Annotated in this window: 25 protein-coding genes; 21 read left to right on the forward strand and 4 right to left on the reverse strand. The window is 45.2% G+C overall.

The window, feature by feature from the left end; genetic code table 11:
• Positions 1-88: 88 nt before the first annotated feature.
• From pyrH to R7P67_RS09575, 19 genes are all read left to right on the forward strand, one after another.
• A complete protein-coding gene (pyrH, locus tag R7P67_RS09485; RefSeq protein WP_005380329.1) occupies positions 89-814 on the forward strand; it encodes a UMP kinase in 726 nt (241 codons plus the stop codon).
• Positions 815-914: 100 nt separating this feature from the next.
• Positions 915-1472 carry a ribosome recycling factor gene (gene frr, locus R7P67_RS09490; RefSeq protein WP_005380330.1) on the forward strand — a complete coding sequence of 186 codons (558 nt, stop codon included), beginning with the start codon at positions 915-917 and terminating at the stop codon, positions 1470-1472.
• Between the two features lie 96 nt (positions 1473-1568).
• Positions 1569-2324, forward strand: a complete 756-nt coding sequence (locus R7P67_RS09495; protein WP_005380331.1) for an isoprenyl transferase — start codon at positions 1569-1571, stop codon at positions 2322-2324.
• Positions 2325-2336: 12 nt separating this feature from the next.
• The gene (locus R7P67_RS09500; protein ID WP_005385351.1) at positions 2337-3179 is read left to right on the forward strand and encodes a phosphatidate cytidylyltransferase; all 843 of its coding nucleotides are present in this window, start codon (positions 2337-2339) and stop codon (positions 3177-3179) included.
• A gap of 50 nt (positions 3180-3229) precedes the next feature.
• Positions 3230-4435 (forward strand): 1-deoxy-D-xylulose-5-phosphate reductoisomerase, encoded by a 1206-nt coding sequence (gene ispC, locus R7P67_RS09505; RefSeq protein ID WP_005391796.1) that lies wholly within the window; start codon positions 3230-3232, stop codon positions 4433-4435.
• Positions 4435-5793, forward strand: a complete 1359-nt coding sequence (gene rseP, locus R7P67_RS09510; RefSeq protein ID WP_005380334.1) for a sigma E protease regulator RseP — start codon at positions 4435-4437, stop codon at positions 5791-5793. The genes ispC and rseP overlap by 1 nt, the downstream gene beginning before the upstream one ends.
• 44 nt (positions 5794-5837) lie before the next feature.
• Positions 5838-8252: an outer membrane protein assembly factor BamA gene (gene bamA, locus R7P67_RS09515; protein WP_005391802.1), complete on the forward strand. Its 2415-nt coding sequence runs from the start codon at positions 5838-5840 to the stop codon at positions 8250-8252.
• A 13-nt stretch (positions 8253-8265) separates the two neighbouring features.
• Entirely contained in the window at positions 8266-8775 is a 510-nt protein-coding gene (locus R7P67_RS09520) for an OmpH family outer membrane protein (RefSeq protein WP_005391804.1), read from the forward strand.
• Between the two features lie 6 nt (positions 8776-8781).
• Entirely contained in the window at positions 8782-9813 is a 1032-nt protein-coding gene (gene lpxD / locus R7P67_RS09525; RefSeq protein ID WP_262653497.1) for a UDP-3-O-(3-hydroxymyristoyl)glucosamine N-acyltransferase, read from the forward strand.
• 232 nt (positions 9814-10045) lie between these two features.
• On the forward strand, positions 10046-10498 hold the full coding sequence (fabZ, locus tag R7P67_RS09530) for a 3-hydroxyacyl-ACP dehydratase FabZ (RefSeq protein WP_005380349.1): 453 nt from the start codon (positions 10046-10048) through the stop codon (positions 10496-10498).
• Between the two features lies 1 nt (position 10499).
• Positions 10500-11288 (forward strand): acyl-ACP--UDP-N-acetylglucosamine O-acyltransferase, encoded by a 789-nt coding sequence (lpxA, locus tag R7P67_RS09535; RefSeq protein WP_005380357.1) that lies wholly within the window; start codon positions 10500-10502, stop codon positions 11286-11288.
• A gap of 119 nt (positions 11289-11407) precedes the next feature.
• A complete protein-coding gene (lpxB, locus tag R7P67_RS09540; RefSeq protein WP_017636041.1) occupies positions 11408-12547 on the forward strand; it encodes a lipid-A-disaccharide synthase in 1140 nt (379 codons plus the stop codon).
• 9 nt (positions 12548-12556) lie between these two features.
• Positions 12557-13192 carry a ribonuclease HII gene (gene rnhB / locus R7P67_RS09545; RefSeq protein WP_025768249.1) on the forward strand — a complete coding sequence of 212 codons (636 nt, stop codon included), beginning with the start codon at positions 12557-12559 and terminating at the stop codon, positions 13190-13192.
• Positions 13193-13273: 81 nt separating this feature from the next.
• The gene (dnaE, locus tag R7P67_RS09550) at positions 13274-16753 is read left to right on the forward strand and encodes a DNA polymerase III subunit alpha (protein WP_134647184.1); all 3480 of its coding nucleotides are present in this window, start codon (positions 13274-13276) and stop codon (positions 16751-16753) included.
• Positions 16754-16799: 46 nt separating this feature from the next.
• Positions 16800-17759: an acetyl-CoA carboxylase carboxyl transferase subunit alpha gene (gene accA / locus R7P67_RS09555; protein WP_005380365.1), complete on the forward strand. Its 960-nt coding sequence runs from the start codon at positions 16800-16802 to the stop codon at positions 17757-17759.
• A 106-nt stretch (positions 17760-17865) separates the two neighbouring features.
• Positions 17866-19176, forward strand: a complete 1311-nt coding sequence (gene tilS / locus R7P67_RS09560) for a tRNA lysidine(34) synthetase TilS (protein WP_213901515.1) — start codon at positions 17866-17868, stop codon at positions 19174-19176.
• Positions 19177-19246: 70 nt separating this feature from the next.
• Positions 19247-19561 (forward strand): c-type cytochrome, encoded by a 315-nt coding sequence (locus R7P67_RS09565; protein WP_017636043.1) that lies wholly within the window; start codon positions 19247-19249, stop codon positions 19559-19561.
• A gap of 187 nt (positions 19562-19748) precedes the next feature.
• Positions 19749-20087 (forward strand): nitrogen regulatory protein P-II, encoded by a 339-nt coding sequence (gene glnB, locus R7P67_RS09570; RefSeq protein ID WP_005380372.1) that lies wholly within the window; start codon positions 19749-19751, stop codon positions 20085-20087.
• Positions 20088-20227: 140 nt separating this feature from the next.
• Positions 20228-21073, forward strand: a complete 846-nt coding sequence (locus tag R7P67_RS09575; RefSeq protein WP_025768251.1) for an endonuclease/exonuclease/phosphatase family protein — start codon at positions 20228-20230, stop codon at positions 21071-21073.
• 1 nt (position 21074) lies between these two features.
• On the opposite strand, the gene R7P67_RS09580 is transcribed toward R7P67_RS09575, so the two are convergent.
• The 3 genes from R7P67_RS09580 to gloB form a co-directional block, all read right to left on the reverse strand.
• On the reverse strand, positions 21075-21761 hold the full coding sequence (locus tag R7P67_RS09580) for a YIP1 family protein (protein ID WP_005380375.1): 687 nt from the start codon (positions 21759-21761) through the stop codon (positions 21075-21077).
• On the reverse strand, positions 21758-23341 hold the full coding sequence (locus R7P67_RS09585; protein ID WP_262653494.1) for a LysM peptidoglycan-binding domain-containing protein: 1584 nt from the start codon (positions 23339-23341) through the stop codon (positions 21758-21760). Before R7P67_RS09585 ends, R7P67_RS09580 begins: the two co-directional genes overlap by 4 nt.
• Before the next feature lie 254 nt (positions 23342-23595).
• Positions 23596-24354, reverse strand: coding sequence for a hydroxyacylglutathione hydrolase (gene gloB / locus R7P67_RS09590; protein WP_005380380.1), 759 nt, complete (start codon positions 24352-24354; stop codon positions 23596-23598).
• Between the two features lie 37 nt (positions 24355-24391).
• On the opposite strand from gloB, the gene R7P67_RS09595 reads away from it, so the two are divergent.
• Complete coding sequence (locus tag R7P67_RS09595) at positions 24392-25138, forward strand: class I SAM-dependent methyltransferase (protein WP_017636046.1); 747 nt, start codon at positions 24392-24394, stop codon at positions 25136-25138.
• On the opposite strand, the gene rnhA is transcribed toward R7P67_RS09595, so the two are convergent.
• Positions 25135-25599, reverse strand: coding sequence for a ribonuclease HI (gene rnhA, locus R7P67_RS09600; RefSeq protein ID WP_005380384.1), 465 nt, complete (start codon positions 25597-25599; stop codon positions 25135-25137). The two genes, R7P67_RS09595 and rnhA, sit on opposite strands and share 4 nt — an antisense overlap.
• Positions 25600-25658: 59 nt before the next feature.
• Between rnhA and dnaQ the strand changes: the two genes are divergently transcribed.
• On the forward strand, positions 25659-26381 hold the full coding sequence (gene dnaQ, locus R7P67_RS09605; RefSeq protein ID WP_005380385.1) for a DNA polymerase III subunit epsilon: 723 nt from the start codon (positions 25659-25661) through the stop codon (positions 26379-26381).
• The last annotated feature ends 4 nt before the right edge of the window (positions 26382-26385 follow it).

Raw genomic sequence — 26385 nt, forward strand, 5'->3', positions numbered from 1 at the left:
TGAACGATTAGCCGTGATGAATAGCCATAACTGAAGTTGTGTCTATTCATGACTGTTAATCAACAACTCTCTTTGGAAGGTAAACTCCATGACTACGAACCCTAAACCAGCGTATCAACGTATTCTATTAAAACTGAGTGGTGAAGCTCTTCAAGGTGAAGACGGTTTTGGTATTGATCCTGCGGTCCTTGATCGTATGGCACAAGAAGTTAAAGAACTGGTTGAACTGGGTGTTCAGGTTGGTGTAGTTATCGGTGGCGGTAACTTGTTCCGTGGTGCAGGCCTAGCTGAAGCTGGTATGAACCGCGTAGTTGGTGACCACATGGGTATGCTTGCTACAGTAATGAATGGCCTAGCGATGCGTGATGCTCTTCACCGTGCATACGTAAATGCGCGCGTTATGTCTGCGATCCCTCTAAAAGGCGTATGTGACGACTATAATTGGGCTGATGCGATCCGTGAGCTTCGCCAAGGCCGAGTTGTCATCTTCTCTGCTGGTACTGGTAACCCGTTCTTTACAACGGATTCTGCTGCTTGTTTACGTGGTATCGAAATTGAAGCGGATGTCGTACTAAAAGCGACGAAAGTTGATGGTGTATTTACTGCTGACCCTGTAGCAAACCCAGACGCAGAGCTGTATGATAAGCTATCTTATGCAGAAGTTCTGGATAAAGAGCTGAAAGTTATGGACTTGGCGGCGTTTACGCTAGCTCGTGACCACAAAATGCCAATCCGCGTATTTAATATGAACAAGCCAGGCGCACTACGTCGCGTGGTTATGGGCGAAGCAGAAGGCACGCTCATCAACGAATAAGCTTGGCTTAAGGTGCCACTCCAAAGCGTTAGGGTGGTGCTTGCTTTGCTCAACCGTTTTAGGCTTTCTTCAGGAAAGATGACATTTTTAAGGTGAAACTGTGATTAACGAAATCAAAAAAGACGCGCAAGAGCGCATGGATAAAAGCGTTGAAGCGCTTAAGAACAACCTTTCTAAAATTCGTACAGGTCGTGCACACCCAAGCCTACTATCTGGTATTTCTGTAGAATACTACGGTGCAGCAACACCTCTAAACCAAGTAGCAAACGTTATTGCTGAAGATGCACGTACACTTGCAATCACGGTTTTTGATAAAGAGCTGACGCCGAAAGTAGAAAAAGCGATCATGACGTCTGACCTTGGTCTAAACCCTATGTCAGCTGGCACTATCATCCGCGTTCCACTTCCACCGCTAACGGAAGAACGTCGTAAAGACCTAGTTAAGATCGTTCGTGGTGAAGCTGAAGGTGGTCGTGTTGCTGTTCGTAACATCCGTCGTGACGCAAACAACGATCTTAAAGCGCTTCTAAAAGATAAAGAAATCTCTGAAGATGAAGACCGTAAAGCACAAGACGAAATTCAAAAGCTAACTGACGTTGCAGTTAAGAAGATCGATGAAGTTCTTGCTGCAAAAGAAAAAGAGTTGATGGAAGTTTAATACTCCCACACACATCACTGTTGGAAAACGCTGTGCTCACAGCTCAGCGTTTTTTTATGTTAGTCTATCCAACTGATGGAACTCAATTAACTCCCTATGCAAAATTCTCAAGCCTTCTCTGATTCCCTTCCTAAGCATATTGCCATCATTATGGACGGTAATGGCCGTTGGGCTAAGTCCAAAGGAAAACCTCGCGTATTTGGTCATAAAAAAGGCGTTAGTGCCGTTCGTAAGACCGTGGCTGCTGCTTCAAAACTAGGCATTAGAGCCATGACGCTGTTTGCTTTTAGTAGTGAAAACTGGCGTCGTCCGGAGGAAGAAGTGGGTCTTTTGATGGAACTGTTTATCACGGTCCTGTCTAGTGAAGTAAAAAAACTACACAAAAATAACTTACGCTTGCGCGTGATCGGTGATACCAGTCGATTTAGTGAGCGTCTACAAAAGAAAATTGTAGAAGCAGAAAACCTAACGGCAGATAACACGGGTATGGTGATCAACATTGCAGCCAACTATGGCGGTAAATGGGACATCACAGAAGCTGCTAAAACGTTAGCGCTAAAAGCACGTAACGGTGAAATTCGTGTAGAGGATATCAATGAGCAGCTAATCACTGAGCATTTGACCATGGCAGACCTACCGGAAGTGGATCTTTTAATTCGCACCAGTGGAGAGTGCCGCATCAGCAACTTTATGTTGTGGCAAATGGCTTATGCAGAAATGTACTTTACACCAGAGTACTGGCCAGAATTCGATGAAGACAGTTTGGTAGAAGCTGTGACTTGGTTTATCAACCGAGAACGTCGTTTTGGCTGTACAGGTGAACAAATAAAGGCATTGATGGCAGCTCAATAAGGACTAGTTAGTTTGAAACAGAGAATAATAACAGCACTAATTTTAGCTCCCCTGGTTATTTTAGGCATTTTTAAATTACCGCTAATGGGCTTTATTGCCGCTTTAACTGCAATAACGCTATTAGGTTTTTGGGAGTGGACTCAGTTTACAGGAAGCAACTCTCGCATTGCTGCCCTTGTGCCGGCAATCATTATTACCGGACTTAGTTTTCTATACATCTCGCCTGATGCATATAGCCTCAATCACTTAACGACACCTCATTATGTCGTCTTGGGTATTGGTTTTGTTTGGTGGATTATTGCTAGCTTAATGGCGATTACTTACCCCAAAACGACGAAATCTTGGCAAAGTAATTTTGTTTTACGTCATGTATTTGGTTTTCTGACATTAATCCCATTCCTTTGGAGTGTGATTATTCTCAGAGCGTATGACATCACTGTAGATCCATACCACGGCGCAAAGCTTGTGTTGTACGTTTGTTTCTTGGTATGGGCTGCAGATAGCGGCGCCTACTTTGCAGGCAAAAGCTTAGGCAAACGTAAGATGGCTCCTCATGTAAGCCCCAATAAAACTATTGAAGGGCTAATTGGTGGCATTATCACGGCATTAATCGTAGCGTGGGCATTTGCTGATTGGTTCGACATCCAGTTCACTAGCCCTGTCCATATGGTGCTGATTACGCTGGTTACTGTCGTTATTTCAGTGCTTGGTGATCTGGTTGAAAGTATGTTCAAACGTGTCTCAGGCATTAAAGACAGCAGTAACATTATCCCAGGGCACGGTGGTGTGCTAGATCGTATCGACAGCCTAACCGCAGCATTCCCAGTTTTTGCTCTTCTTTACTACGTATTCTAATTTATCAGGAGCGGCGTCGTCGCTCCTGAGCTTTCTAACGGTCTTACAACATGCAAAAGTTAACGATTCTTGGTGCTACTGGATCAATTGGTGCAAGCACGCTTAAAGTGGTCGAACAAAACCCAGATCTGTTTTCTGTCGTTGCCTTAGCGGCAAGCACTAACGTTGAAAAGATGATCGGTCTATGTCGTCAGTGGCAACCTAAATATGCGGTCATGGCAGATAAAGCTGCGGCGTCTCAACTTCAAGCTGAGCTACACTCGGTTTCGCCAGGTACCGAAGTGCTAGGTGGTACTGATGCGCTATGTCATATAGCTTCGCTGGACGAGGTCGACAGTGTAATGGCTGCTATTGTAGGAGCCGCTGGCTTATTGCCTACCATGGCTGCCGTGAAAGCAGGTAAGCGAGTCTTGTTGGCAAATAAAGAAGCACTTGTAATGTCAGGCCAGCTATTTATTGATGCTGTAGAAGAATTTGGCGCAGAGCTACTTCCCGTCGACAGTGAACACAACGCCATTTTCCAATGTTTACCACAGCAAGTACAAACCAATCTAGGTCGTTGCAATTTACAAGAACATGGCATTTCTCATATTTTGTTGACTGGATCTGGTGGTCCTTTCCGTTACACTGACATCGCAGAACTGGAGCAGGTGACACCCGCGCAGGCGATTGCTCATCCAAACTGGTCGATGGGGCCAAAAATTTCTGTTGATTCTGCCACGATGATGAATAAAGGCCTTGAGTATATCGAAGCTAAGTGGCTATTTAATGCTGCTCGCGAACAACTGAAGGTGGTTATTCATCCTCAATCGGTAATTCATTCTATGGTTCAGTATCGTGATGGTTCGGTCTTGGCACAAATGGGAGAAGCGGATATGGCGACGCCAATTGCGCTCACCATGTCATACCCGTCAAGAGTGGAAGCTGGGGTTAAGCCGCTAGACTTCACGAAAGTTGGTGAGCTGACGTTTTTGCAGCCTGATTTTGCTCGTTACCCATGTTTAAAGCTCGCAATTGATGCCTGTTATGAAGGTCAACACGCAACAACAGCATTGAATGCAGCTAATGAAGTCGCTGTTGATGCATTTTTAAATAACAGACTAGGTTTTACCGATATTGCTCGCATCAATGAGTCTGTGTTGAATAAAATCAACGCAAGCTGCAAAGCTGAGAATGCGAATAGCTTGGAAAGCTTGCTCGAGCTAGATAGAATGGCACGAACTATTGCCCTAGAAACCATACGCGAGCGTAGCTGATGACTGGTATATTGTGGAATCTCATTTCTTTTATCGTCGCACTGGGCATTCTTGTTGCCGTGCACGAATTTGGGCATTTTTGGGTTGCTCGCCGTTGCGGCGTTAAAGTTGAAAAGTTTTCAATCGGTTTCGGCAAGTCTATTTGGAGTAAAGTAGGCAAAGACGGAACGGAGTACAGCATCTCAATGATCCCTCTCGGCGGCTATGTGAAAATGGTTGATAGCCGTGTCGATGAGGTGCCAGAACATGAGAAGCACCTAGCGTTTGATAAGAAGCCGTTATGGAAGCGAACCTCTATTGTTGCGGCTGGCCCCATCTTTAATTTTCTTTTCGCAATTTTTGCCTATTGGCTGGTATTTCTAATTGGTATCCCGGCTGTTAAGCCTGTAATTGGTGAAGTTACGCCCAATTCGATTGTTGCGGAAGCTGGAATTGAATCTGGAATGGAACTTAAATCGATATCTGGTATCAAAACTCCGGATTGGGAATCAGTAAATATGGGATTGATTTCTCATATTGGCGATGATTTGATGACGGTAACACTAACGTCAGCGAATGAAGTTGGTTCAGAAGTAACGAAAACGCTCGATTTACGTGAGTGGAAGTTCGACCCAGAAACTCAGTCAGCGATGCAGTCGTTAGGTTTTGCTCCGTATACACCGGAGGTGTATCGAGTTATCGAGCAGGTCTCGCAAGGTGGAGCGGCGGAAAAAGCCGGTGTGCTTCCAGGTGATGAGGTTGTCGCAATTGGTCAACAACGCGTAACCGAATGGAAGCAAGTGGTTGAAGCGGTTCGTTCTAATCCTGATACACCGCTTGAATTGACGGTGTTGCGTCAGGGTTATGAGCAAACATTGACGCTGACGCCCGGTAGCCGTGAGCTAGCTAACAAAGAAGTCGTTGGTTTTGCAGGTATTGCACCTAAAGTCGCAGAATGGCCAGAAAGTTATCGCTTCGATCTTCAGTTTGGTGTATTCGAGTCAATAGGTAAAGCAGTAGACAAAACTGGCCAAGTCATTGGTTTGACAATCAGCATGCTTAAGAAGCTGATTGTTGGAGACGTTGGTCTGAATAATCTGAGTGGACCAATATCAATAGCCAAAGGCGCAGGCGCGACAGCAGATTATGGTTTGGTCTACTTTTTAGGTTTTCTCGCTCTAATTAGTGTTAACCTAGGTATTATTAATCTCGTTCCTTTACCAATGTTGGATGGCGGTCATTTGTTGTTTTTTGCAATTGAAGCAGTCATTCGACGTCCTGTTCCTGAGAAAGTGCAGGAAATGGGCTTTAGAATTGGTGGTGCGATCATCTTTTCGCTCATGGCGTTAGCGCTATTTAATGATTTTACTCGTCTGTGATAGTTCAGAGACAAAAGCAGTAGCAAGGAATAATTAGAACAAGTATGGCGATTAAGCGAATTCTATTTGCAAGTTTACTGGCGACCAGTGTATCTGCAAATGGAGCAGAGAACTTCGTAGTTCAAGATATTGAAATCGATGGATTGCAGCGTGTAGCACTGGGTGCTGCATTGTTGAAAATGCCTGTACGTGTCGGTGATACCATTGGCCAAGGCGATGTTGCAGAAATTATCCGCGCCCTGTATGCATCTGGTAACTTTGAAGATGTGAAAGTGTTGCGTGACGGTGGTGTTCTGATGGTTCAAGTCAAAGAGCGTCCTACCATTGCAAGCATCTCTTTTTCAGGTAACAAAGCAATCAAGGACGAGCAGCTACAAGAAAACCTGAACGCGTCTGGCGTTCGTGAAGGTGAAGCGCTTGACCGCACCACGCTAAGCAACATTGAAAAAGGCTTAGAAGACTTTTACTACAGCGTAGGTAAATACAACGCAACAGTAAAAGCGGTGGTGACTCCACTACCACGTAATCGTTCTGATCTTAAGTTTGTCTTTACTGAAGGTGTGTCGGCAAAAATTCAGCAAATCAACTTTATCGGTAATGAAGTGTTCAGTGATGAAGAACTGCTTTCGCGCTTTAACTTAAATGTTGATGTGCCGTGGTGGAATTTCCTTTCTGATGAAAAGTATCAAAAGCAAGTTCTTGCAGGTGATATTGAAGCACTCAAATCATTCTACCTGGATCGTGGTTACTTAAAATTTAACGTTGATTCGACACAAGTTGCAATCTCTCCTGACAAGAAAGGGGTATACATTACTCTTGGTCTAGAAGAGGGCGAGGTTTACACCGTTAAGGACGTGAAGTTCCGTGGTGATTTGATTGGTGAGGAAGCGACGTTCGAAAGACTTGTGCCATTTGAAGACAATGAGACATACAACGGCTCGTTGGTGACTTCAATGGAAGAAGGGATTAAGCGTGTGCTTGGTGAGTCCGGTTATGCTTATCCTCAAGTGAATACCATTCCAGAGTTTGACGACGAGAATCAAGAAGTTTCTTTGGTCGTTAACGTAGACCCGGGTAACCGAATTTATGTTCGTGATATTCGCTTCACGGGTAATAACTCAACCAAAGATGAAGTCCTTCGTCGTGAAATGCGTCAGATGGAAGGCAGTTGGTTGAACTCGAAATCGATTGAAACGGGTAAAACTCGTCTAAATCGTTTGGGCTACTTTGAAAATGTTGAAGTACAGACGGTTCGAGTTCCTGGTAGTGATGATCAAGTTGACCTAGTTTACTCTGTCAAAGAAGCGAACTCTGGTAGCGTTAACTTCGGTGTTGGCTACGGTACAGAATCGGGTGTGAGCTTCCAGGTTGGCCTGCAACAAGATAACTTTATTGGTAGCGGTAACCGTGTTGGTATCAACGCGATGATGAATGACTACCAGAAAAACATCAGTCTTGATTACCGTGATCCGTACTGGAACTTAGACGGTGTAAGCTTGGGTGGTAAGGTTTTCTATAACGAATTTGAAGCGAAAGAAGCCAATATCGTTGACTATACCAACGAAAGCTATGGCGCGAGCTTAACGTGGGGCTTCCCATTCGATGAGTTGAACCGTTTTGAATTCGGTGTCGGTTATACGCACAACAAGATCGGTAACTTATCGCCTTACTTGCAGGTAGAGCAGTTCTTACGAGCACAAGCAGACAACATTGATTCTAGTGGAGCGTTGAACACAAACGACTTCGACTTCAATATCTCTTGGACACGTAATAACTTAAACCGTGGCTACTTCCCTACGGCAGGTAACCATCAGCGTGCATTCTATAAAATGACCGTACCTGGCTCTGACGTTCAATACTTCAAAATGCAGTACGATGTTCGTCAGTATGTGCCATTGACTAAAAAGCATGAGTTTACCCTCTTGTTCCGTGGCCGCTTAGGTTACGGTAATGGTTACGGTCAAACGGATGGCAACGATAACTTGTTCCCATTCTACGAAAACTACTACGCAGGTGGCTTTACATCGCTTCGTGGCTTTGGCTCAAACTCTGTTGGTCCTAAAGCGGTTTACCGTGATACATCTGGTTCAAACAATGGCGCAGATACAGCAACAGATGACTCTGTTGGTGGTAACGCCGTAGCGCTAGCAAGTGTTGAGTTGATTGTCCCAACACCATTTGCATCAGAAGAAGTACAAAACCAAATTCGTACCAGTATCTTCTTTGATATGGCAAGTGTTTGGGATACGGAGTTTGACTACCGCGATTCAGGTGCGGAATATGGTGACCGTTACTACTACGATTACTCAGATCCAACCAACTACCGCTCTTCTTACGGTGCGGCGTTGCAGTGGATGTCTCCAATGGGGCCACTAGTATTCTCACTAGCGAAACCAATTAAGAAATTTGATGGCGATGATGAAGAGTTCTTCACATTCACTATCGGTAGAACTTTCTAAAGAGGAAAATATTTTGAATAAAATGATCAAAGCGGCTGGGATTGGCCTTCTTGTACTGAGCTCTTCAATGTTTGCAAATGCGGCAGAAGCTGCACAGAAAATTGCTTACGTAAATACAGCTCAAGTTTTTCAAGCTCTTCCTCAACGTGAAGTTGTACTACAAAAAATGCAGAAAGACTTCAAAAGCAAAGCTGATGAACTGAAGTCAATCCAAGCACAAGCTAAAACAAAGATTGAGAAGCTACAACGTGACGGCGAGCTTTTGGGTCAAGACGAAGTTGAAAAGCTACGTATCGATATCGCGAAGCTCGACAGCGAGTACAAAGTGAAAGCACAAGCACTTGAAAAAGCAAGTGCGCGTCGTGAAGCTGAAGAAAAAGCGAAGCTTTTCAAAACGATTCAAGATGCAGTTAAGAAAGTCGCAGACAAAAATGGTTACGATCTTGTGATTGATATCTCGGCTTTGCAGTACGGCAAGCCAGAATACAATATCTCTGAAGACGTAATTAAAGCTCTAAAATAAGAAGTTATGAAGACATTAACATTAGCCGAATTGGCGACAATTACCGGGGGTGAGCTGTTTGGTGACGAGTCTTTCGTTGTAAGCCGTGTTGCTCCAATGGATAAAGCACAAGAAGGTGACGTAACCTTCTTGTCTAACCCAAAATACGCAAAACACCTTTCTGAGTGCCAAGCTACCGTTGTTATGGTAAAGGCTGAGCATAAAGATCAATGCGTTGGAAATGCGTTAGTGGTTTCAGACCCTTATGTCGCATTTGCTCGTGTGGTTCAAGCGATGGATACCACACCAAAGCCGGCAAACGATATTGCACCAAGTGCTGTGATTGCCGCTGACGCTAAGATGGGTGAGAACGTTACAATCGGCGCTAACGCCGTGATTGAAACGGGCGTGGAACTCGGCGACAACGTAAGCGTTGGCGCTGGTTGTTTTATCGGTAAGAACGCCAAGCTAGGGAATAACACCAAGCTTTGGGCTAATGTCACTATCTATCATGAAGTGTCATTGGGTGATGACTGTCTTGTTCAATCGGGCACCGTTATTGGCTCTGATGGCTTCGGTTATGCGAATGACAAAGGCGAGTGGATTAAAATTCCTCAGCTTGGTTCAGTGCGTATCGGTAACCGCGTTGAGATTGGTGCTTGTACTACGATTGACCGCGGTGCACTCGAAGATACTATCATTGAAGACAATGTCATTCTGGATAACCAACTTCAAATCGCGCACAACGTGCAGATCGGATATGGTACCGTGATGCCTGGTGGTACTATTGTCGCGGGCAGTACAAAAATTGGTAAGTACTGCCAGATTGGCGGCGCGTCTGTTCTGAATGGCCATATCACTATCGCAGATGGTGTGGCGATTACAGGTATGGGCATGGTAATGCGCAGTATCGAAGAAAAAGGCCTTTACTCATCAGGTATTCCACTACAAACGAACAGAGAGTGGCGTAAAACTGCAACTCGAGTTCACCGTATTGATGAGATGAATAAGCGCCTGAAAGCGGTTGAAAAACAGCTGGAACAGAAAGAAGAAATTTAGAACAAGTTATCTTTCGCTCTGTATTTAACGTGAAAGCTAACAAGTTCTAGTTCCATATTCTGTAAGAAGACTCGCGAAATGCGGGTCTTTTTCTTCTATAATGACGCGCTCTAAGTAGATTTAACTCCAAGATGGTGCGTATTTTGCTAGTATATTGCAAAGCGATTCGGCTTTACGACCTGTTGCCACGTTTGCCATCTTGGCGGCAAAAAATTGATATAGGAAGACGACTTTGACTACTGAAAAGAAAACGATGAACATCTCTGAAATTCAAGAGCTACTACCTCATCGCTACCCATTCTTATTGATCGACCGAGTGATAGACTTCCAAGAAGAGAAGTACCTTCACGCGATTAAAAACGTGTCGGTTAACGAACCTCAGTTCACAGGTCACTTTCCTCAACTACCAGTATTCCCAGGTGTTTTGATTTTAGAAGCAATGGCTCAGGCAACAGGCTTACTTGCATTTAAATCATTTGGTGCACCAACAGAAAATGAACTGTACTACTTTGCAAGCGTAGACGGCGCGAAATTCCGTAAACCAGTGGTTCCGGGCGACCAATTGGTTATTGAGGTAGAATTTCTGAAAGAACGTCGCGGCATTGCTGCATTTAGCGGTGTAGCAAAAGTTGACGGCGAAGTGGTATGTTCTGCAGAACTGAAGTGTGCTCGTCGAGAGTTTTAATATGATTCATGAAACCGCTAAAATCCACCCGGCAGCGGTGGTAGAAGAGGGCGCCAAAATTGGTGCTAACGTAACAGTAGGTCCTTTTACGTACATCACCTCTACGGTTGAAATTGGTGAAGGCACAGAAGTGATGTCTCACGTTGTGATCAAAGGTCACACAACTATTGGCAAAGATAACCGTATTTTCCCACATGCTGTCATTGGTGAAGAAAACCAAGACAAAAAATACGGTGGTGAAGACACAACTGTGGTTATCGGTGATCGTAACGTCATTCGTGAAGCGGTCCAAGTTCACCGCGGCACAGTGCAAGACAAAGCAACCACGATCATTGGTGATGACAACTTATTGTGTGTGAATGCACACGTTGCGCATGATGTTGTTATTGGTAACCACACTCATATCGGTAATAACTCGATTCTTGGTGGTCACGTTACTGTTGATGATTATGCCGGTGTGATGGCACTGTCTGCGATTCATCCGTTTTGTACAGTGGGCGCTTACGCGTACATTGGCGGCTGTTCAGCAGTGGTGCAAGATGTCCCAGCTTACGTACTCGCGCAAGGTAACCACGCCACACCTTTCGGCTTGAACCTTGTTGGCTTGAAGCGTAATGGCTTTGAGAAACCAGAGATTCGTGCGCTACAAAAAGCGTATAAAGAAATCTACCGTTCAGGTAAGACGCTAGAAGAAGTGAAGCCTATTCTAGCTGAAATGGCTCAAGAGTGGCCAGCAGTGAAGCGTTTCTCAGATATTCTGGAAACGACGGAACGTGGCATTATTCGTTAATTGGCGAATGAACCAATAAATAAAAAGATCGTGACCGAATTTGAGGTTACGATCTTTTTGTGTTTTATGGATAAGGCAAACCGTTATCCATAGCGCACAGGAAAAATAGCGAAGTAGATATGGAAAGACCATTACGTATTGGCATCATTGCCGGAGAATTGTCTGGCGATACGCTAGGTGAAGGCTTTATCAAAGCAGTAAAGCAGCAATATCCAGACGCAGAGTTCGTAGGCATTGGTGGTCCGAAAATGATAGCCCAAGGTTGCGAGTCTCTGTTTGATATGGAAGAGCTTGCGGTGATGGGATTAGTCGAGGTTTTAGGCCGCTTACCGAGACTTCTTAAAGTGAAAGCTGAGCTCGTTCAGTATTTTACTCAGAATCCGCCTGATGTTTTCATCGGGATCGATGCTCCTGACTTCAACTTACGCCTGGAGCTTGACCTCAAGCAAGCGGGCATTAAAACCGTTCATTACGTGAGTCCGTCTGTTTGGGCTTGGCGTCAGAAGCGCATCTTTAAAATAGAAGCGGCAACGAACTTGGTGCTAGCATTTCTTCCGTTTGAGAAAGCGTTCTACGACAAATTTAATGTACCTTGCGAGTTCATTGGTCATACCTTGGCTGATGCCATCCCACTAGAATCAGAACAAGCGCCTGCACGTGAGTTGCTTGGTTTAGAACAAGATAAAAAGTGGCTTGCTGTCCTGCCAGGCAGTCGTGGTAGCGAGTTAAAAATGCTCTCAGAGCCATTTATTGAAACCTGCAAGTTACTCCATAAAAAATTTCCAGAACTGGGGTTTGTTGTCGCGCTTGTTAATCAAAAACGCCGTGAGCAGTTTGAACAAGCATGGAAAGAGCTAGCGCCAGAGTTGGACTTCAAGTTAGTTGATGACACCGCACGCAACGTTATCACCGCATCCGATGCCGTGATGTTGGCCTCCGGTACCGTAGCGTTGGAGTGTATGCTTCTCAAGCGTCCAATGGTGGTGGGTTATCGTGTGAATGCATTTACTGCTTTCTTAGCTAAACGTCTATTGAAAACGAAGTATGTGTCATTGCCGAATATCTTGGCGGATGATGAGCTCGTCAAAGAATATCTACAAGATGAGTGCACACCAGACAATTTGTTTACTGAGGTTTCTCGCTTATTGGAAAGCGACAATAAACCGATGTTAGATAAATTTACGGAAATGCATCATTGGATTCGTAAAGATGCGGACCAACAAGCCGCAAACGCAGTTCTAAAACTGATTGAGAAATAGAGATTTATCATGGCTGTTAAACCAAAAGCGACCAAAACCAAAGTTGAACTCCCTCCGTTTGAATATCCGCAAGGTTATCAGCTTGTGGCCGGAGTCGACGAGGTCGGACGTGGCCCTTTGGTGGGAGACGTCGTCACCGCTGCGGTTATCCTTGATCCTCACAATCCTATTGAAGGGTTGAACGATTCGAAAAAATTGACCGAAAAGAAACGCATGGCGTTGCTTCCTGAAATCAAAGAAAAAGCATTGGCGTGGGCGGTCGGGCGTTGTTCTCCTGAAGAAATTGATCAACTGAATATTTTACAGGCGACTATGGTTGCGATGCAGCGTGCAGTGGCGGGGTTACAGGTTCAACCTGATTTGGTGTTGATTGATGGTAACCGTTGTCCGGAGCTGCCAATGGATGCTCAAGCTGTAGTAAAAGGCGATCTACGTGTTGCCGAAATCAGTGCGGCTTCCATTATTGCCAAAGTCGTGCGTGACCAAGAGATGGAAGAGTTGGATAAACTTCATCCACAATTTGGCTTCGCGAAGCACAAAGGTTACCCAACTAAAGCGCACTTTGAAGCGATTGAGCAACACGGAGTGATCAGTGAACACCGCAAGAGTTTCAAGCCAGTAAAAAAAGCGTTAAGCATAGAATAATCAAACGATCTAATTGGTGTTATAAACCCAACCTCTTTAGGTTAGAATCCCCAACAAAATAGAGTTACACGGTACCTGTTAATGTCAGATCCCAAATTCATCCACCTGCGTGTTCATAGTGACTTCTCGATGGTGGATGGCCTCAACAAAGTTCCGCCAATCGTAAAGAAAGTTGCTGAGCTCGGTATGCCCGCAATGGCGTTGACCGACTTTACCAACCTATGTGGTTTGGTGAAGTTTTACGGTACGGCGCATGGCAGTGGTGTTAAACCGATCATTGGTGCTGACTTTAAAATGCAGTCGGACGAGTTTGGTGAAGAGCTGACACAAGTGACTTTGCTTGCGGCGGATAATGTAGGTTATAAGAACCTGACGTTATTGATATCAAAAGCGTACTTACGTGGACATGTTCAACACCACCCAGTGATTGACAAAGCCTGGTTGGCTGAAATGTCTGAAGGCCTGATTGTATTATCCGGCGGTAAAAGCGGAGAAATTGGTCGCGGCCTTTTGAAAGGCAACCGTCAAATAGTGCAAGGGTGTGTTGATTTCTATAAACAGCATTTTCCAGATCGCTTTTATCTTGAGCTACTTCGTACCGGTCGTCCAGATGAAGAAACTTATCTTCACTTTGCGGTTGAATTGGCAGAGCAGCAAGACTTGCCAGTAGTGGCGACCAATGAAGTTGTATTCCTGAGTCCAGACCTATTTGATGCTCATGAAATACGCGTAGCGATTCACGATGGTTACACATTAGAAGATCCGCGTAGGCCAAAAAACTACAGTCCGCAGCAATATCTTCGTACAGAAGAAGAAATGTGCGAGCTGTTTGCTGATATTCCTGAAGCGTTAGAAAACAGTGTCGAGATAGCGAAGCGTTGTAACGTGACTGTGCGCTTAGGGGAGTACTTCCTACCAGCTTTCCCAACCGAAGGGATGAAAGAGACTGAGTTCCTAGTCATGAAATCCCGAGAGGGGTTGGAAGAGCGTTTAGAGTTCCTATTTCCAGATGAGGAAGAGAGAAAACGTCGCCGCCCTGAATATGATGAACGTCTTCAGATAGAGCTAGATGTTATCAACCAAATGGGATTTCCTGGTTACTTCTTGATCGTAATGGAGTTCATCCAGTGGTCAAAAGATAATGGAATTCCTGTCGGTCCTGGACGTGGTTCCGGTGCTGGTTCTTTGGTGGCTTACGCACTAAAAATCACCGATCTGGATCCACTAGAATACGACTTGCTGTTCGAACGTTTCTTGAACCCAGAACGTGTTTCGATGCCCGATTTCGACGTCGATTTCTGTATGGATAAACGTGACCAGGTTATTGACCACGTTGCGGAAATGTACGGTCGTGACGCGGTGTCTCAGATCATCACGTTTGGTACCATGGCGGCAAAAGCGGTAATCCGTGACGTTGGCCGCGTATTGGGCCACCCATTTGGTTTTGTTGATCGTATTTCAAAGCTGATCCCGCCCGATCCAGGTATGACGCTAGATAAAGCGTTTAAAGCTGAACCTGCACTACCTGAATTGTATGAGGCCGATGAGGAAGTTAAAGAACTCATCGACATGTGTCATATTTTGGAAGGCTGTACGCGAAACGCCGGTAAACACGCTGGTGGTGTTGTAATTTCACCTACAACAATTACCGATTTTGCGCCAATTTATGCAGACGCTGAAGGTCACTTTCCGGTTACTCAATTTGATAAAAATGATGTTGAGACCGCTGGCCTAGTTAAGTTTGACTTCTTGGGTTTACGTACCTTAACCATTATTGACTGGGCGTTAGGACTGATTAACCCACGCCTAGAGCGAGAAGGGAAAGAACCGGTTCAAATTGAATCCATACCGTTAGAAGACCCTGCCTCTTTCCGTTTGTTGCAAAACTCTGAAACGACAGCAGTATTCCAGCTTGAATCTCGAGGCATGAAAGAGCTGATCAAACGACTTCAGCCAGACTGTTTCGAAGACATTATCGCATTGGTAGCACTCTTCCGTCCGGGTCCTTTGCAATCGGGCATGGTAGATAACTTTATCGACCGTAAACATGGCCGAGAGGCGATCTCTTATCCAGATGAAAAGTGGCAACACGAGTCGCTAAAAGAGACGCTTGATCCAACCTACGGCATCATCCTGTACCAAGAGCAGGTAATGCAGATTGCGCAGATCTTAGCGGGTTATACGCTAGGTGGTGCGGACATGCTTCGTCGTGCAATGGGTAAGAAAAAGCCAGAAGAGATGGCAAAACAACGTGCTATCTTTGAAGAAGGTGCGATAAAGAACGGTATCGATGGCGAGTTGGCGATGAAAATCTTCGACTTGGTAGAAAAGTTCGCCGGTTATGGTTTTAACAAATCGCACTCTGCTGCTTATGCATTGGTTTCTTATCAAACTCTTTGGCTGAAAACACATTATCCTGCCGAATTTATGGCTGCGGTAATGACAGCCGATATGGATAACACGGAAAAAGTCGTTGGCTTGGTCGATGAGTGTTTCCGTATGAAGCTTACCGTGCTGCCACCAGACATCAACTCTGGCCTATATCGCTTTAATGTTGATGAAAATGGCGCAATTGTTTACGGTATTGGTGCGATAAAAGGGGTTGGTGAGGGCCCTATCGATGCGATTCTTGAGGCGAGACATAAAGGTGGTCACTTTAAAGACCTATTTGATTTCTGTGCTCGAGTTGATCTAAAACGTGTCAATAAACGAGTGATAGAGAAGCTGATTTACGCGGGCGCGTTGGATCGACTAGGCCCACACCGCGCGGCGATGATGGCGTCACTCAATGATGCGGTAAAAGCAGCAAGTCAACATCACCAAGCTGAGGCGTTTGGTCAAACGGATATGTTTGGTGTGCTAACGGATGCGCCTGAAGAAGTAGAGCATAAGTATACGCAGGTTCCGCCTTGGCCAGAAAAAGTGTGGTTAGAGGGCGAGCGTGATACCCTAGGCCTATATTTGACAGGGCACCCAATTAACGCCTACGTAAAGGAACTAAACAAATACACCAGTTGTCGACTAAAAGACGCAACGCCCACTCGCCGCGACCAATCTGTCACGGTGGCAGGTCTGGTTATTGCAGCTCGTGTAATGACGACTAAGCGTGGTACACGAATTGGCATTATGACACTGGATGACCGAAGTGGTCGCATGGAAGTGATGTTGTTCTCAGATGCACTGGATCGATACGCTGAACTTCTCGAAAAAGACAGAATTTTGGTCGTTTCTGGACAGGTCAGCTTTGATGACTTCAACGGTGGCCTTAAAATGTCGGCGCGTGAAGTTATGGATCTCGGCAGTGCGCGCGAGAAATACGCTCGTGGTTTGTCGGTATCGATAGATGCAACTCAGATCAACGATCAGTTTTTTGAGCAGTTCAGCCGTATTTTAGAACCGCACAAAGCCGGAACCGTACCCGTCAATGTATACTACCAGCGTGCCGACGCCAGAGCGCGGTTAACATTGGGCACCGAGTGGCGAGTAACGCCAAGTGATACATTACTCGACGATTTAAAACAGTTACTTGGCAAAAGCCAGGTAGAACTCGAATTTAACTAAAAATTCAGCGCAATATGTTAGACGCTGAGTAAACAAGGATTCATAGATGAGCCTAAACTTTCTTGAATTTGAAAAGCCAATTGCAGAACTAGAAGCGAAAATTGAAGCACTACGTGATGTCTCTCGTCACGGTGGTGATTCTGCGATTGACCTGGATAAAGAAATCGAACAGCTTGAGAAGAAAAGCTTAGAGCTGAAGAAAAAAACCTTCAGCGACCTAGGCGCATGGGAAACAGCTCAACTGGCTCGTCACCCACTACGTCCTTACACGCTGGATTACATCCAACACGCTTTTGAGGAGTTTGATGAATTAGCGGGTGACCGCGCGTTTGCAGACGACAAAGCGATTGTGGGTGGCATGGCTCGACTTGAAGGCCGTCCAGTGATGATCATCGGTCATCAAAAAGGTCGTGAAACCAAAGAGAAAGTGAAACGTAACTTTGGTATGCCAAAACCAGAAGGTTACCGTAAAGCGCTACGTTTGATGGAAATGGCTGAGCGTTTCAACATGCCGATCATCACATTTATCGACACGGCTGGCGCGTATCCAGGTGTGGGCGCAGAAGAGCGTGGTCAATCTGAAGCGATCGCGAAGAACCTAAAAGTGATGTCTGGTCTTAAAGTGCCAGTAATCTGTAACGTTGTTGGTGAAGGCGGTTCTGGTGGTGCACTAGCAATCGGTGTGGGCGACTATGTGAACATGCTTCAGTACTCTACGTACTCAGTAATTTCTCCTGAGGGTTGTGCTTCAATCTTATGGCGTGATTCAGACAAAGCGCCACAAGCGGCAGAGGCAATGGGTCTAACTGCTCCGCGTCTTAAAGAGCTTGAACTGATCGACGAAATCATTGAAGAGCCACTAGGCGGCGCTCATCGCGATCATGTTCAAATGGCAGCGAATATGAAAGCGACACTACTTCGTCAGCTAGAAGATCTAGAACAACTGGATGAAGAGACGCTACGTGAACGTCGTTACCAGCGCCTAATGAGCTACGGTTACTGTTAATTTCGGTGATTGCTGTTAAGCGTTAGCTGATATCTCAATTGATAACAGTTAAAATAGAAAGGGTTGGATGAGAGTCTAGCCCTTTTTTGCATCTATCGGATCGTTTATGGAATCGCTTTACCTGCATTTTGCTCAAGTTCTCGGCCGCTACTATCAATTAGGCACTAAGGTTGTCTTGGCGTTTAGCGGAGGAGTGGATTCACGTCTTTTACTCGAATTACTCAGTCGCTACCAACAAGCGCATTCGATAGAGTGTCACGCTGTGTATGTGCACCATGGTTTAAGCTCGAATGCCGATAATTGGGCCGATAAATGCTTACTTTGGGCACAACAAGTGGGGATATCGTGCTCGATCGAGCGAGTGAGCTTAGACATCAGCAATGGTGAAAGTATTGAACTTCTTGCTCGTGAAGCTCGCTACCAAGCCTTAACTAAGTACATTCAAGAAGGCGATATACTGTTGACTGGTCAACATGCCGACGATCAAATAGAGACTTTTCTCCTTGCGCTTAAGCGCGGCAGCGGGCCTAAAGGGTTATCTTCGATGGCGGAGAGTATGCCGTTTTCTTGCGGATCTCTAGTTCGACCATTGCTTACTATCAAGCGGAAGACCATCGAAGACGCCGCTACTAAATTAGGCTTGGAGTGGGTGGAAGACGAAAGCAATCAAGATACCCGTTATGATCGTAACTTTCTTCGTCATTGTGTTATTCCTGAATTGTCTGGTCGCTGGCCGAGTATCCATCAAGCGGTTCAGCGCAGTGCAAGTTTATGTGCTCAACAAGAAGCGCTATTGGATGAACTATTGAGCGCGGTGTTTGAACGCGCTTTACAAACGGATCTAAGTTTGAGTATTGAAGAACTGGCTAAGCACAGTGGATTAGCGCGTGCGCGCTTGATTCGTATGTGGCTGGCTAAGCTTAATACTAGTATGCCGACTCAGGTACAACTCAATCTTATCTGGAATGAAGTCGCATTAGCTCAGCAAGATGCCAACCCCAAACTACAACTTAAACAAGGTGAAGTGCGCCGTTTTCGAAATCGTCTCTATTGGGTAACGGAAATCGCTGAAGTCACTGAGTGGCAAAGTACGATTCAAGTCGATACCGTTTTATCGCTTCCAGAGCGGCTAGGGGAGCTGACCTTAACGACGAGTTCTAGCAACGCAACGATTGCGCTTCCGAGTCAGCCAGAATTGCTTCGCGTGACCTTTAATCCGGAAGGCTTATCAGCGCATCCAACCACGCGTAATCACAGTCGAAAACTGAAGAAGTTGTTCCAAGAATACAATGTGCCAAGCTGGCTGCGTCGTCAAATTCCGATTTTGATGTATCAAGACCGAGTCGTTGCTGTGGCAGATCTGTTCGTTGATCAGGCGTTTAATGGTCAAGATTGTGAACTTATTTGGCGCAGGTAATGAAAATTCATGCCACAATGTCGATTATAAAATATAAAAATCCTTAAATAATAATTGATTAGGTGAAGCAATGAAGAAAACAATCATGGGTGCAATGGTGGCGTTAACCATGTTCAGTGGGCAAGCTCTAGCTGCGGGAGATGCTGCAGCAGGTCAAGCAAAGTCGGGAGTATGCGCGGCGTGTCATGGCGCTGATGGTATTGCTGTCATTCCGGGTTACCCAAATCTGAAAGGGCAAAATGAGCAATATATTATCAGTTCAATTAAAGCTTATAAAAATAAAGAGCGAACAGGTGGGCTTGCTGCTGTGATGCAAGCTCAAGCTTCATTGTTGTCTGATGAAGATATCGCTAACCTAGCGGCTTACTACGCAAGTTTGAAGTAAACGTGAGTCTGAAAAAGCTTGGACGATTGGGCATTGAGCAGTCCTCACTGGGGTTTTATCAACTCACGATATTCGCTATGTTAATTTGCTCAATCTGGATTTTCGCTGGTGGATCAGAGACAAACATTGAATGTTGCGAAACGCTAAACGATAATAAGCGCAATCGATTGAAGCTTAAGGGATGAACATGAAAAAAATTGAAGCGATTATCAAGCCATTTAAACTGGATGATGTTCGAGAAGCGCTAGCTGAAGTTGGCATTACAGGGATGACCGTCTCTGAAGTGAAAGGCTTTGGTCGCCAAAAAGGTCACACCGAGCTTTACCGTGGTGCAGAGTACATGGTGGACTTTCTACCTAAAGTGAAGCTCGAAATCGTTGTAACGGAAGATGTGGCTGATAAATGTGTAGAGACAATCATTGAAACCGCGCAAACTGGTAAGATTGGTGATGGTAAAATATTCGTCACTGATATTGAGCGTGTGGTTCGTATTCGTACTGGTGAAGAAGACGAAGACGCGATCTAAGGTTTCTTGTCACCTGTTTCGTATTTATTATGCTAAAAGGGAGCCAAGTGGCTCCTTTTTTGTTGTTTGCTTATTAGTGAAATCATTTAACCCGAGATTTGTTGTTCTAGATTTCGGGTGCCTACATTCAGGTTTGTCGTATGTTTAAGCGTTTTTTTCTGGCGTTAGCTTTTCTCGTAATGGCGGTATTGGTTGGCTTCCAGGTTATTTTCACCGTACCAGATCAGCCGCAAATTATTACTCAAACAGGTACCGAGCTGACACAAGATATCAGGTGCATCGAATTTAGCGATTCAAAAGCTCTCGATCATGACGGCAAAATCAATGTGCTTGTCTGGAATATCTACAAACAGAACCGGGCTAATTGGCAACGTGCACTCGATGAGTTTTCTGCTGATAAGCAGTTACTGTTATTGCAAGAAGCCAGCATGACACCATCATTTAAACAGTGGTTGGTGGATGGTCGCTGGGTTAGTAATCAAGTGAGTGCTTTTAAGGCGCTGGGTAGCGGTGCCGGTGTAATTAGTATTGCTCAAGGGCAACCAGAAAAAGCCTGCGCTTACACCTCTAAAGAGCCGTGGCTTCGCTTACCTAAGTCTGCATTATATAGCCAGTATCACTTGAGTAATGGCGAGAAACTCGCAGTGGTGAATGTACATGCGATTAACTTCACCGTAGGTACAAAAGAGTATGTATCGCAGTTAACGGCGCTTGAAATGCTTTTAAAGCATCATGTGGGGCCAATTCTATTTGCTGGAGACTTCAATAGCTGGAGTGAATCTCGCGTTAATGCGATGAGGCAGGCCTTAAAGGCTGCGGACTTACAAGAGGTGACGTTCTTGCCGGATCATCGAGTCCAATTTATAACAGGGTTACCACTGGACCATGTGTTTTACCGAGGTCTGACGCTTAAGTACGCAAAAGCGCCGCAGAGCGACGCTTCCGATCATAACCCATTGTTATTGTCATTTACGTTAAATAACTAGCTTAGGTTACCACAATATAAAGTGCCCAAATAACGTAGAAGAATACCCATGGCAGGCTTGCTATCACCAAAGCTTGGCCACGTTCAAACTCCGTCCACGTCAGTACAACGCCGTAGCCGAGCACAATGTACCAAGGCAGAAGCAAAGGTAACGAGCTAGCGAAATGAGACCATTCGTTAGTAAGAGGCAGCTTTAATAGACCATTGAGGCTATTTAAATCGGCAGCGTAAGTCATTACCTGACCATGCTTGAGTAGCAAGCTCGCGTAGCTTGCTACATCGCCCAATACTGCTGGGAATAAGATAGCACACGATGCGGCAAACCATTTCCAGTAACCGTATTGTTGTTTGCTTGCCTTTGTTGCAAGAAAGAACCAAAGCGCGAGCAATAGTAAGGTGGCAAAGCGGTTGAATACATCATTGATGATCGCGCTTGCCATTAGCGTGTTTGGTTCTAATAGCTCAATCTGCTTCGGGTCGATTTGCTGAAATTGCGCAGCAAGTTGGTCACTGAGCCACGTGAAATCGACATTCGAAAAGTAAGCACCCCAGAATAAAAACGGACTAAGCATCAGGAAGATGAACGGTTGCCATCCCCATCCACCGCGTTGATAAAGCGCAAGAAAACAAGATGTTGGAGAACGAAAAATGTCCAACAGCATCACAAGTGGATTGCTTGATGGGTTCATACACTTACCTTCGTTACGTCAACGTACAACTTAAGCTTTTGACCTGGTTGTAAGTATTTTTTCTTGTGTAGCGAGTTCCATTTCACGATGTCGTTCGTTTTTACTTTGAACTTGCTTGCAATGCCGCTAATGGTGTCGCCAGAGCGAACGTTGTAGAAAACGGTACGGATCACAGAACCTTTGTCTGAGTCCTTCCAAATCACTAGCTTTTGACCCACACGCAATGGATCTTTAGGGCCCATACCATTCCATTTAGCTAACGATTTATACGACACTTTATTGTTACGTGCGATTGACCACAAACTTTCTCCAGACTGAACGACATGGGTGAGCTTGAGTTGACCACGAGCACGAGATTGAGTCTTGTTTAATCGGTTTTGTGCCGTTAATGCATATTTTGCATCGTCTTTTGTTGATGTCGGAATCAATAGGTATTGACCAATACGAATGTTGTTATTCGATAGGCCGTTGGCACGTCGAATGACTTTCGTGGTTGTGCCGTATTTATTAGCTAGCACGCTTAAAGAGTCACCAGATTTCACCTTGTAGCGAGCGACCTTCATCCCTTTACCGCGATTTTTCTCCACCTTGGTGAGAAAAGTCTCTTTTTTCTCTACGGGAATCAAAAGTTGGTGCGGCCCCTCAGGCGCTGTCGACCACTGGTTGTATGCAGGGTTGTAACTCTGCAACTCTTTTACGCCAATGCCGGCATAATCTGCGGCAATAGCCAGATCTAACTGCTCTTCTGGATCAACAAGCGTTAGAACAGGCTTGTTTGGAATTGCAGGAATATTAAGTCCGTACTTGTCTTGGTTTGCGATAACGTCAGCCAAGGCCAATAGCTTAGGAACGTAACTACTGGTCTCTTTTGGTAAGTCTAATGAGAAGAAATCGATAGGTTTACCGAGCTTTTTATTTTTACGAATTGCGCTAGAAACACGGCCACCACCACTGTTGTAAGCAGCAATTGCATGCTCCCAGTTACCATCAAAACGCTCGTTTAGTTGTACTAGGTAGTCCAGCGCTGCATCCGTTGCTGCTGCCACATCTCTGCGACCGTCATACCAGTAGTTTTGCTCTAGTCCCATCATTTTTCCGGTGCCAGGGACAAATTGCCACAACCCAGCCGCGCTACCATGTGAGTAGGCAAAGGCATCGAATGAACTTTCCACTACAGGAAGTAATGCAAGCTCCATTGGGAGTCCGCGCTCTTCGATACGTTTTGTGATCATGTATAGAAAAGGGGTAGCACGCTTAGATACCGTGTAAAGGTGATTTGGGTGCTTTAAATACCACGTACGGTAGTAGTCCACTTTCTTGTGGTTTGGGATATCCATGTCCAGCTGCATGGCGATACGTTGCCACACATCTTCTTGTTCTTGGGGGGAGAGAACTTTAGGCGCGTCGTTAGCGGATTTTTTTGCTAGTGACGATTTATTGCCCGGTTGAGCTTTTACTGCATTTTGCTTTGCAGTCTGCTCAGATTTATTGGTTTCTGGTGTAGAAGACGTTGAATCTGACTGAGTCAATTGACAGCCAGATAATAACAACGCCAACGCCCAAGTATACTTCAAACGCATGGATTCAGCCTATTTAGGGCCTGTTTATCTTCACCTGCCTGTCGCGCAACGTAATGTGCGTGGCAGTCGCAAGATAATAGACATCTTTTAAACACTAACTAATTTATAGAGGCAAAGAGCTTCTAATTATGCAATGGGGAGAAATTCAAATAGATTTATATCAACCCCAAACGTAAGAGAAGCGCCAGTGGCGCTTCTCGAAAAATCAGTCCCTGATAATACTGGGGTCTTGCAAACTTACAAGCAGAAAATGGTTAAAATTCGTTCTTCCACTCGCGTAAAGCAGTAAAAACCGAGCATGGATCGCTATTTTTAATGCGACTAGCAACAGATTGAACCACGTCAGGGTTAGAGGTTCGCAAGAACGGATTAATCCACTTTTCTTTGCGTATTGTTGTTGGAAGTGTCGGAATGTTGAGTGCTCGCAGTCGGTTTACATCGTCGCGATATTGGCGAAGTTGCTCATTGTCAGGTTCAACCGCTAGAGCAAACGCCACGTTACTCGCCGTGTATTCATGTGCGCAGAAGACTTGAGTTTCTTCTGGTAGAGACGTTAGTTTGCTCAGTGATTCAAACATTTGCTCAGGCGTACCTTCAAAAATACGACCGCAGCCAGCAGAAAAGAGCACATCACCGCAAAACAGTTTTCCGTCCCCAACGTAACCGATATGGCCCAAAGTATGACCGGGTAACCCAAGTACTAAGAAAATCTCACCAAACAACTCTAGCTTGTCGCCTTCTTCCATTGGTGTCGTTAGGGTTGGAATTGGCTCTGATTTTGGGCCCACAACGGCGACGTTAGGAAATGCACGCACTAAGTCTGGAACGCCACCAATGTGATCGTTGTGGTGGTGCGTAATTAAAATCGCTTCTAAAGTTAATTCGTTAGCCTGCAGAAATTCTAATACTGGCTTCGCATCGCCCGGATCAACGACTGCGCAGCGCTTATCGCTATTTTGTATCAGCCAGATGTAATTATCATTAAATGCGGGTATGCTTTTGATCTCTAACACGATTCGTTCTCCGTCACCAATTTTAGTCAGGTGGTTAATGAAACCAGCACTCAGCAACAAAACTATACCACACCCGTCGACTTGGTCAGCAATGAACAACGGTCCGTGGGTGCTTGAGTCAATCCAGACCCGACTTGATGAATGGTGCCCGAAACTCTTCGGCTACCATATGCTCAAACTGGGCGGGTTGAGCTGTGAGCTAACCAGCTGTAATTGTAACATTCAACACCAAGTCAACGTAGATATCCAGAACCCGTTGCATAATGTGATTGCAGATGGTTACGAATTACCCTTTTTGGAAAAAAGCTTTGATGTTGTGATACTCGCTCATCAGCTCGACTATGCAAGCGATCCACACCGTTTGTTGCGTGAAGTCGATAGAGTGATGATGGATGATGGCTATGTAATTATTACTGGATTCAACCCATTAAGCTTGACTGGATTAGCGAGTTTGCTTCCATGGCGTAAACATAATTTGCCTTGGAGTGGACGAATGTTTACGTCGAACCGCATCAAAGATTGGTTAGGGTTACTTAATTATCAAGTGATTCATTGTGATCGTTATGCGCTGTTTCCGATGAAACGTTACCGTACGATGTGGACATGGTTGGAAAATAGTCTTGGTGATTGGGCATCACCCGCTGGGAGTTTGTATTACATAGTCGCGCGGAAACGGACATACCCTCTCAAGCCTATCAAACCGCATTGGCGCTTGAAGAAAAAGCTCACACCACTTGGGGTGATGAATCGAGAGGGTAACACTATGAGGAAAGAATCTCGCTAAGAGGGTTGGTAACCTGTATCTTCCTCAGTTGGGTTTTCTGCAGCAGTCCGGGCTAGCTCATCACACATTTCGTTCTCACGATGGCCTGCGTGGCCTTTTACCCAATGCCATTCAACTTGGTGGCGTGCGGTTTCTTTGTCTAGAGCTTGCCATAAATCGGCATTCTTCACGGGTTTTTTATCCGCTGTTTTCCAACCACGCTTCTTCCAGTTATGGATCCACTGAGTAATACCTTGGCGCACATATTGGCTGTCAGTCGTTAAAGTGACTTTGCAAGGTTGTTTTAACGTCTGCAGCGCGACGACAGCCGCCAACATTTCCATGCGGTTGTTGGTAGTTAACGTATAGCCTTTGGAAAGTGTCTTTTCTACGTCTTTGTAACGCAATACTATGCCGTAACCACCTGGTCCTGGGTTACCTAAACAAGAACCGTCAGTGAAAATCTCAACGTGTTTGGTCATATTTTTTGGTACTATTAGCCGAAACATTTAATAAAGCATAGTCTGACATACATAACCTTATGAATACCAGCAGCAATTCTGAATATAACCGCATTGTCGTTCTCGATACCGAAACCACAGGTATGAACCGAGAGGGTGGTCCTCACTACATGGGACACCGCATTATTGAAATCGGTGCCGTGGAGATCATCAACCGTAAGCTGACTGGTCGTCACTTCCACGTTTATTTAAAACCCGATCGTGAAATCCAACCAGAAGCGGTGGAAGTTCACGGTATTACGGATGAATTCTTGGTTGATAAACCGGAATACGCGAGCGTGCACCAAGAGTTTCTTGAGTTTATTAAAGGCGCAGAACTTGTTGCCCACAACGCGCCCTTCGATACCGGCTTTATGGATTACGAGTTTGGCATGCTCGATCCTAACATCGGCAAAACGGACGACTACTGCAAGGTGACCGACACCCTTGCTATGGCGAAGAAAATCTTCCCTGGTAAGCGAAACAACCTTGATATCTTATGTGAACGTTACGGTATTGATAACTCGCACCGTACTCTCCACGGAGCTTTGCTCGATGCGGAGATTCTAGCCGACGTTTACCTCTTTATGACGGGTGGTCAAACGAGTCTAGAATTTAACGCGAATAAACAAGAGGGTGGAGTAGAAACCATTCGTCGTATTGAAGGAAGAAAAGCGCTAAAGGTTTTGCGCGCAAGTGCCGATGAACTAGAAGCTCACCAAAAAAGATTAGAGTTGGTGAACGACTGTATTTGGCATCAATAGGAGA

The organism is Vibrio sp. Vb0937 (assembly GCF_033338855.1).

Coding starts and splice junctions, on each gene's coding strand:
- pyrH (WP_005380329.1), top strand. CDS start 89: ATGACTACGAACCCTAAACCAGCGTATCAACGTATTCTATTAAAACTG.
- R7P67_RS09495 (WP_005380331.1), top strand. CDS start 1,569: ATGCAAAATTCTCAAGCCTTCTCTGATTCCCTTCCTAAGCATATTGCC.
- ispC (WP_005391796.1), top strand. CDS start 3,230: ATGCAAAAGTTAACGATTCTTGGTGCTACTGGATCAATTGGTGCAAGC.
- rseP (WP_005380334.1), top strand. CDS start 4,435: ATGACTGGTATATTGTGGAATCTCATTTCTTTTATCGTCGCACTGGGC.
- bamA (WP_005391802.1), top strand. CDS start 5,838: ATGGCGATTAAGCGAATTCTATTTGCAAGTTTACTGGCGACCAGTGTA.
- lpxD (WP_262653497.1), top strand. CDS start 8,782: ATGAAGACATTAACATTAGCCGAATTGGCGACAATTACCGGGGGTGAG.
- lpxA (WP_005380357.1), top strand. CDS start 10,500: ATGATTCATGAAACCGCTAAAATCCACCCGGCAGCGGTGGTAGAAGAG.
- lpxB (WP_017636041.1), top strand. CDS start 11,408: ATGGAAAGACCATTACGTATTGGCATCATTGCCGGAGAATTGTCTGGC.
- rnhB (WP_025768249.1), top strand. CDS start 12,557: ATGGCTGTTAAACCAAAAGCGACCAAAACCAAAGTTGAACTCCCTCCG.
- dnaE (WP_134647184.1), top strand. CDS start 13,274: ATGTCAGATCCCAAATTCATCCACCTGCGTGTTCATAGTGACTTCTCG.
- accA (WP_005380365.1), top strand. CDS start 16,800: ATGAGCCTAAACTTTCTTGAATTTGAAAAGCCAATTGCAGAACTAGAA.
- tilS (WP_213901515.1), top strand. CDS start 17,866: ATGGAATCGCTTTACCTGCATTTTGCTCAAGTTCTCGGCCGCTACTAT.
- R7P67_RS09565 (WP_017636043.1), top strand. CDS start 19,247: ATGAAGAAAACAATCATGGGTGCAATGGTGGCGTTAACCATGTTCAGT.
- glnB (WP_005380372.1), top strand. CDS start 19,749: ATGAAAAAAATTGAAGCGATTATCAAGCCATTTAAACTGGATGATGTT.
- R7P67_RS09575 (WP_025768251.1), top strand. CDS start 20,228: ATGTTTAAGCGTTTTTTTCTGGCGTTAGCTTTTCTCGTAATGGCGGTA.
- R7P67_RS09580 (WP_005380375.1), bottom strand. CDS start 21,761: ATGAACCCATCAAGCAATCCACTTGTGATGCTGTTGGACATTTTTCGT.
- R7P67_RS09585 (WP_262653494.1), bottom strand. CDS start 23,341: ATGCGTTTGAAGTATACTTGGGCGTTGGCGTTGTTATTATCTGGCTGT.
- R7P67_RS09595 (WP_017636046.1), top strand. CDS start 24,392: ATGAAACCAGCACTCAGCAACAAAACTATACCACACCCGTCGACTTGG.
- rnhA (WP_005380384.1), bottom strand. CDS start 25,599: ATGACCAAACACGTTGAGATTTTCACTGACGGTTCTTGTTTAGGTAAC.
- dnaQ (WP_005380385.1), top strand. CDS start 25,659: ATGAATACCAGCAGCAATTCTGAATATAACCGCATTGTCGTTCTCGAT.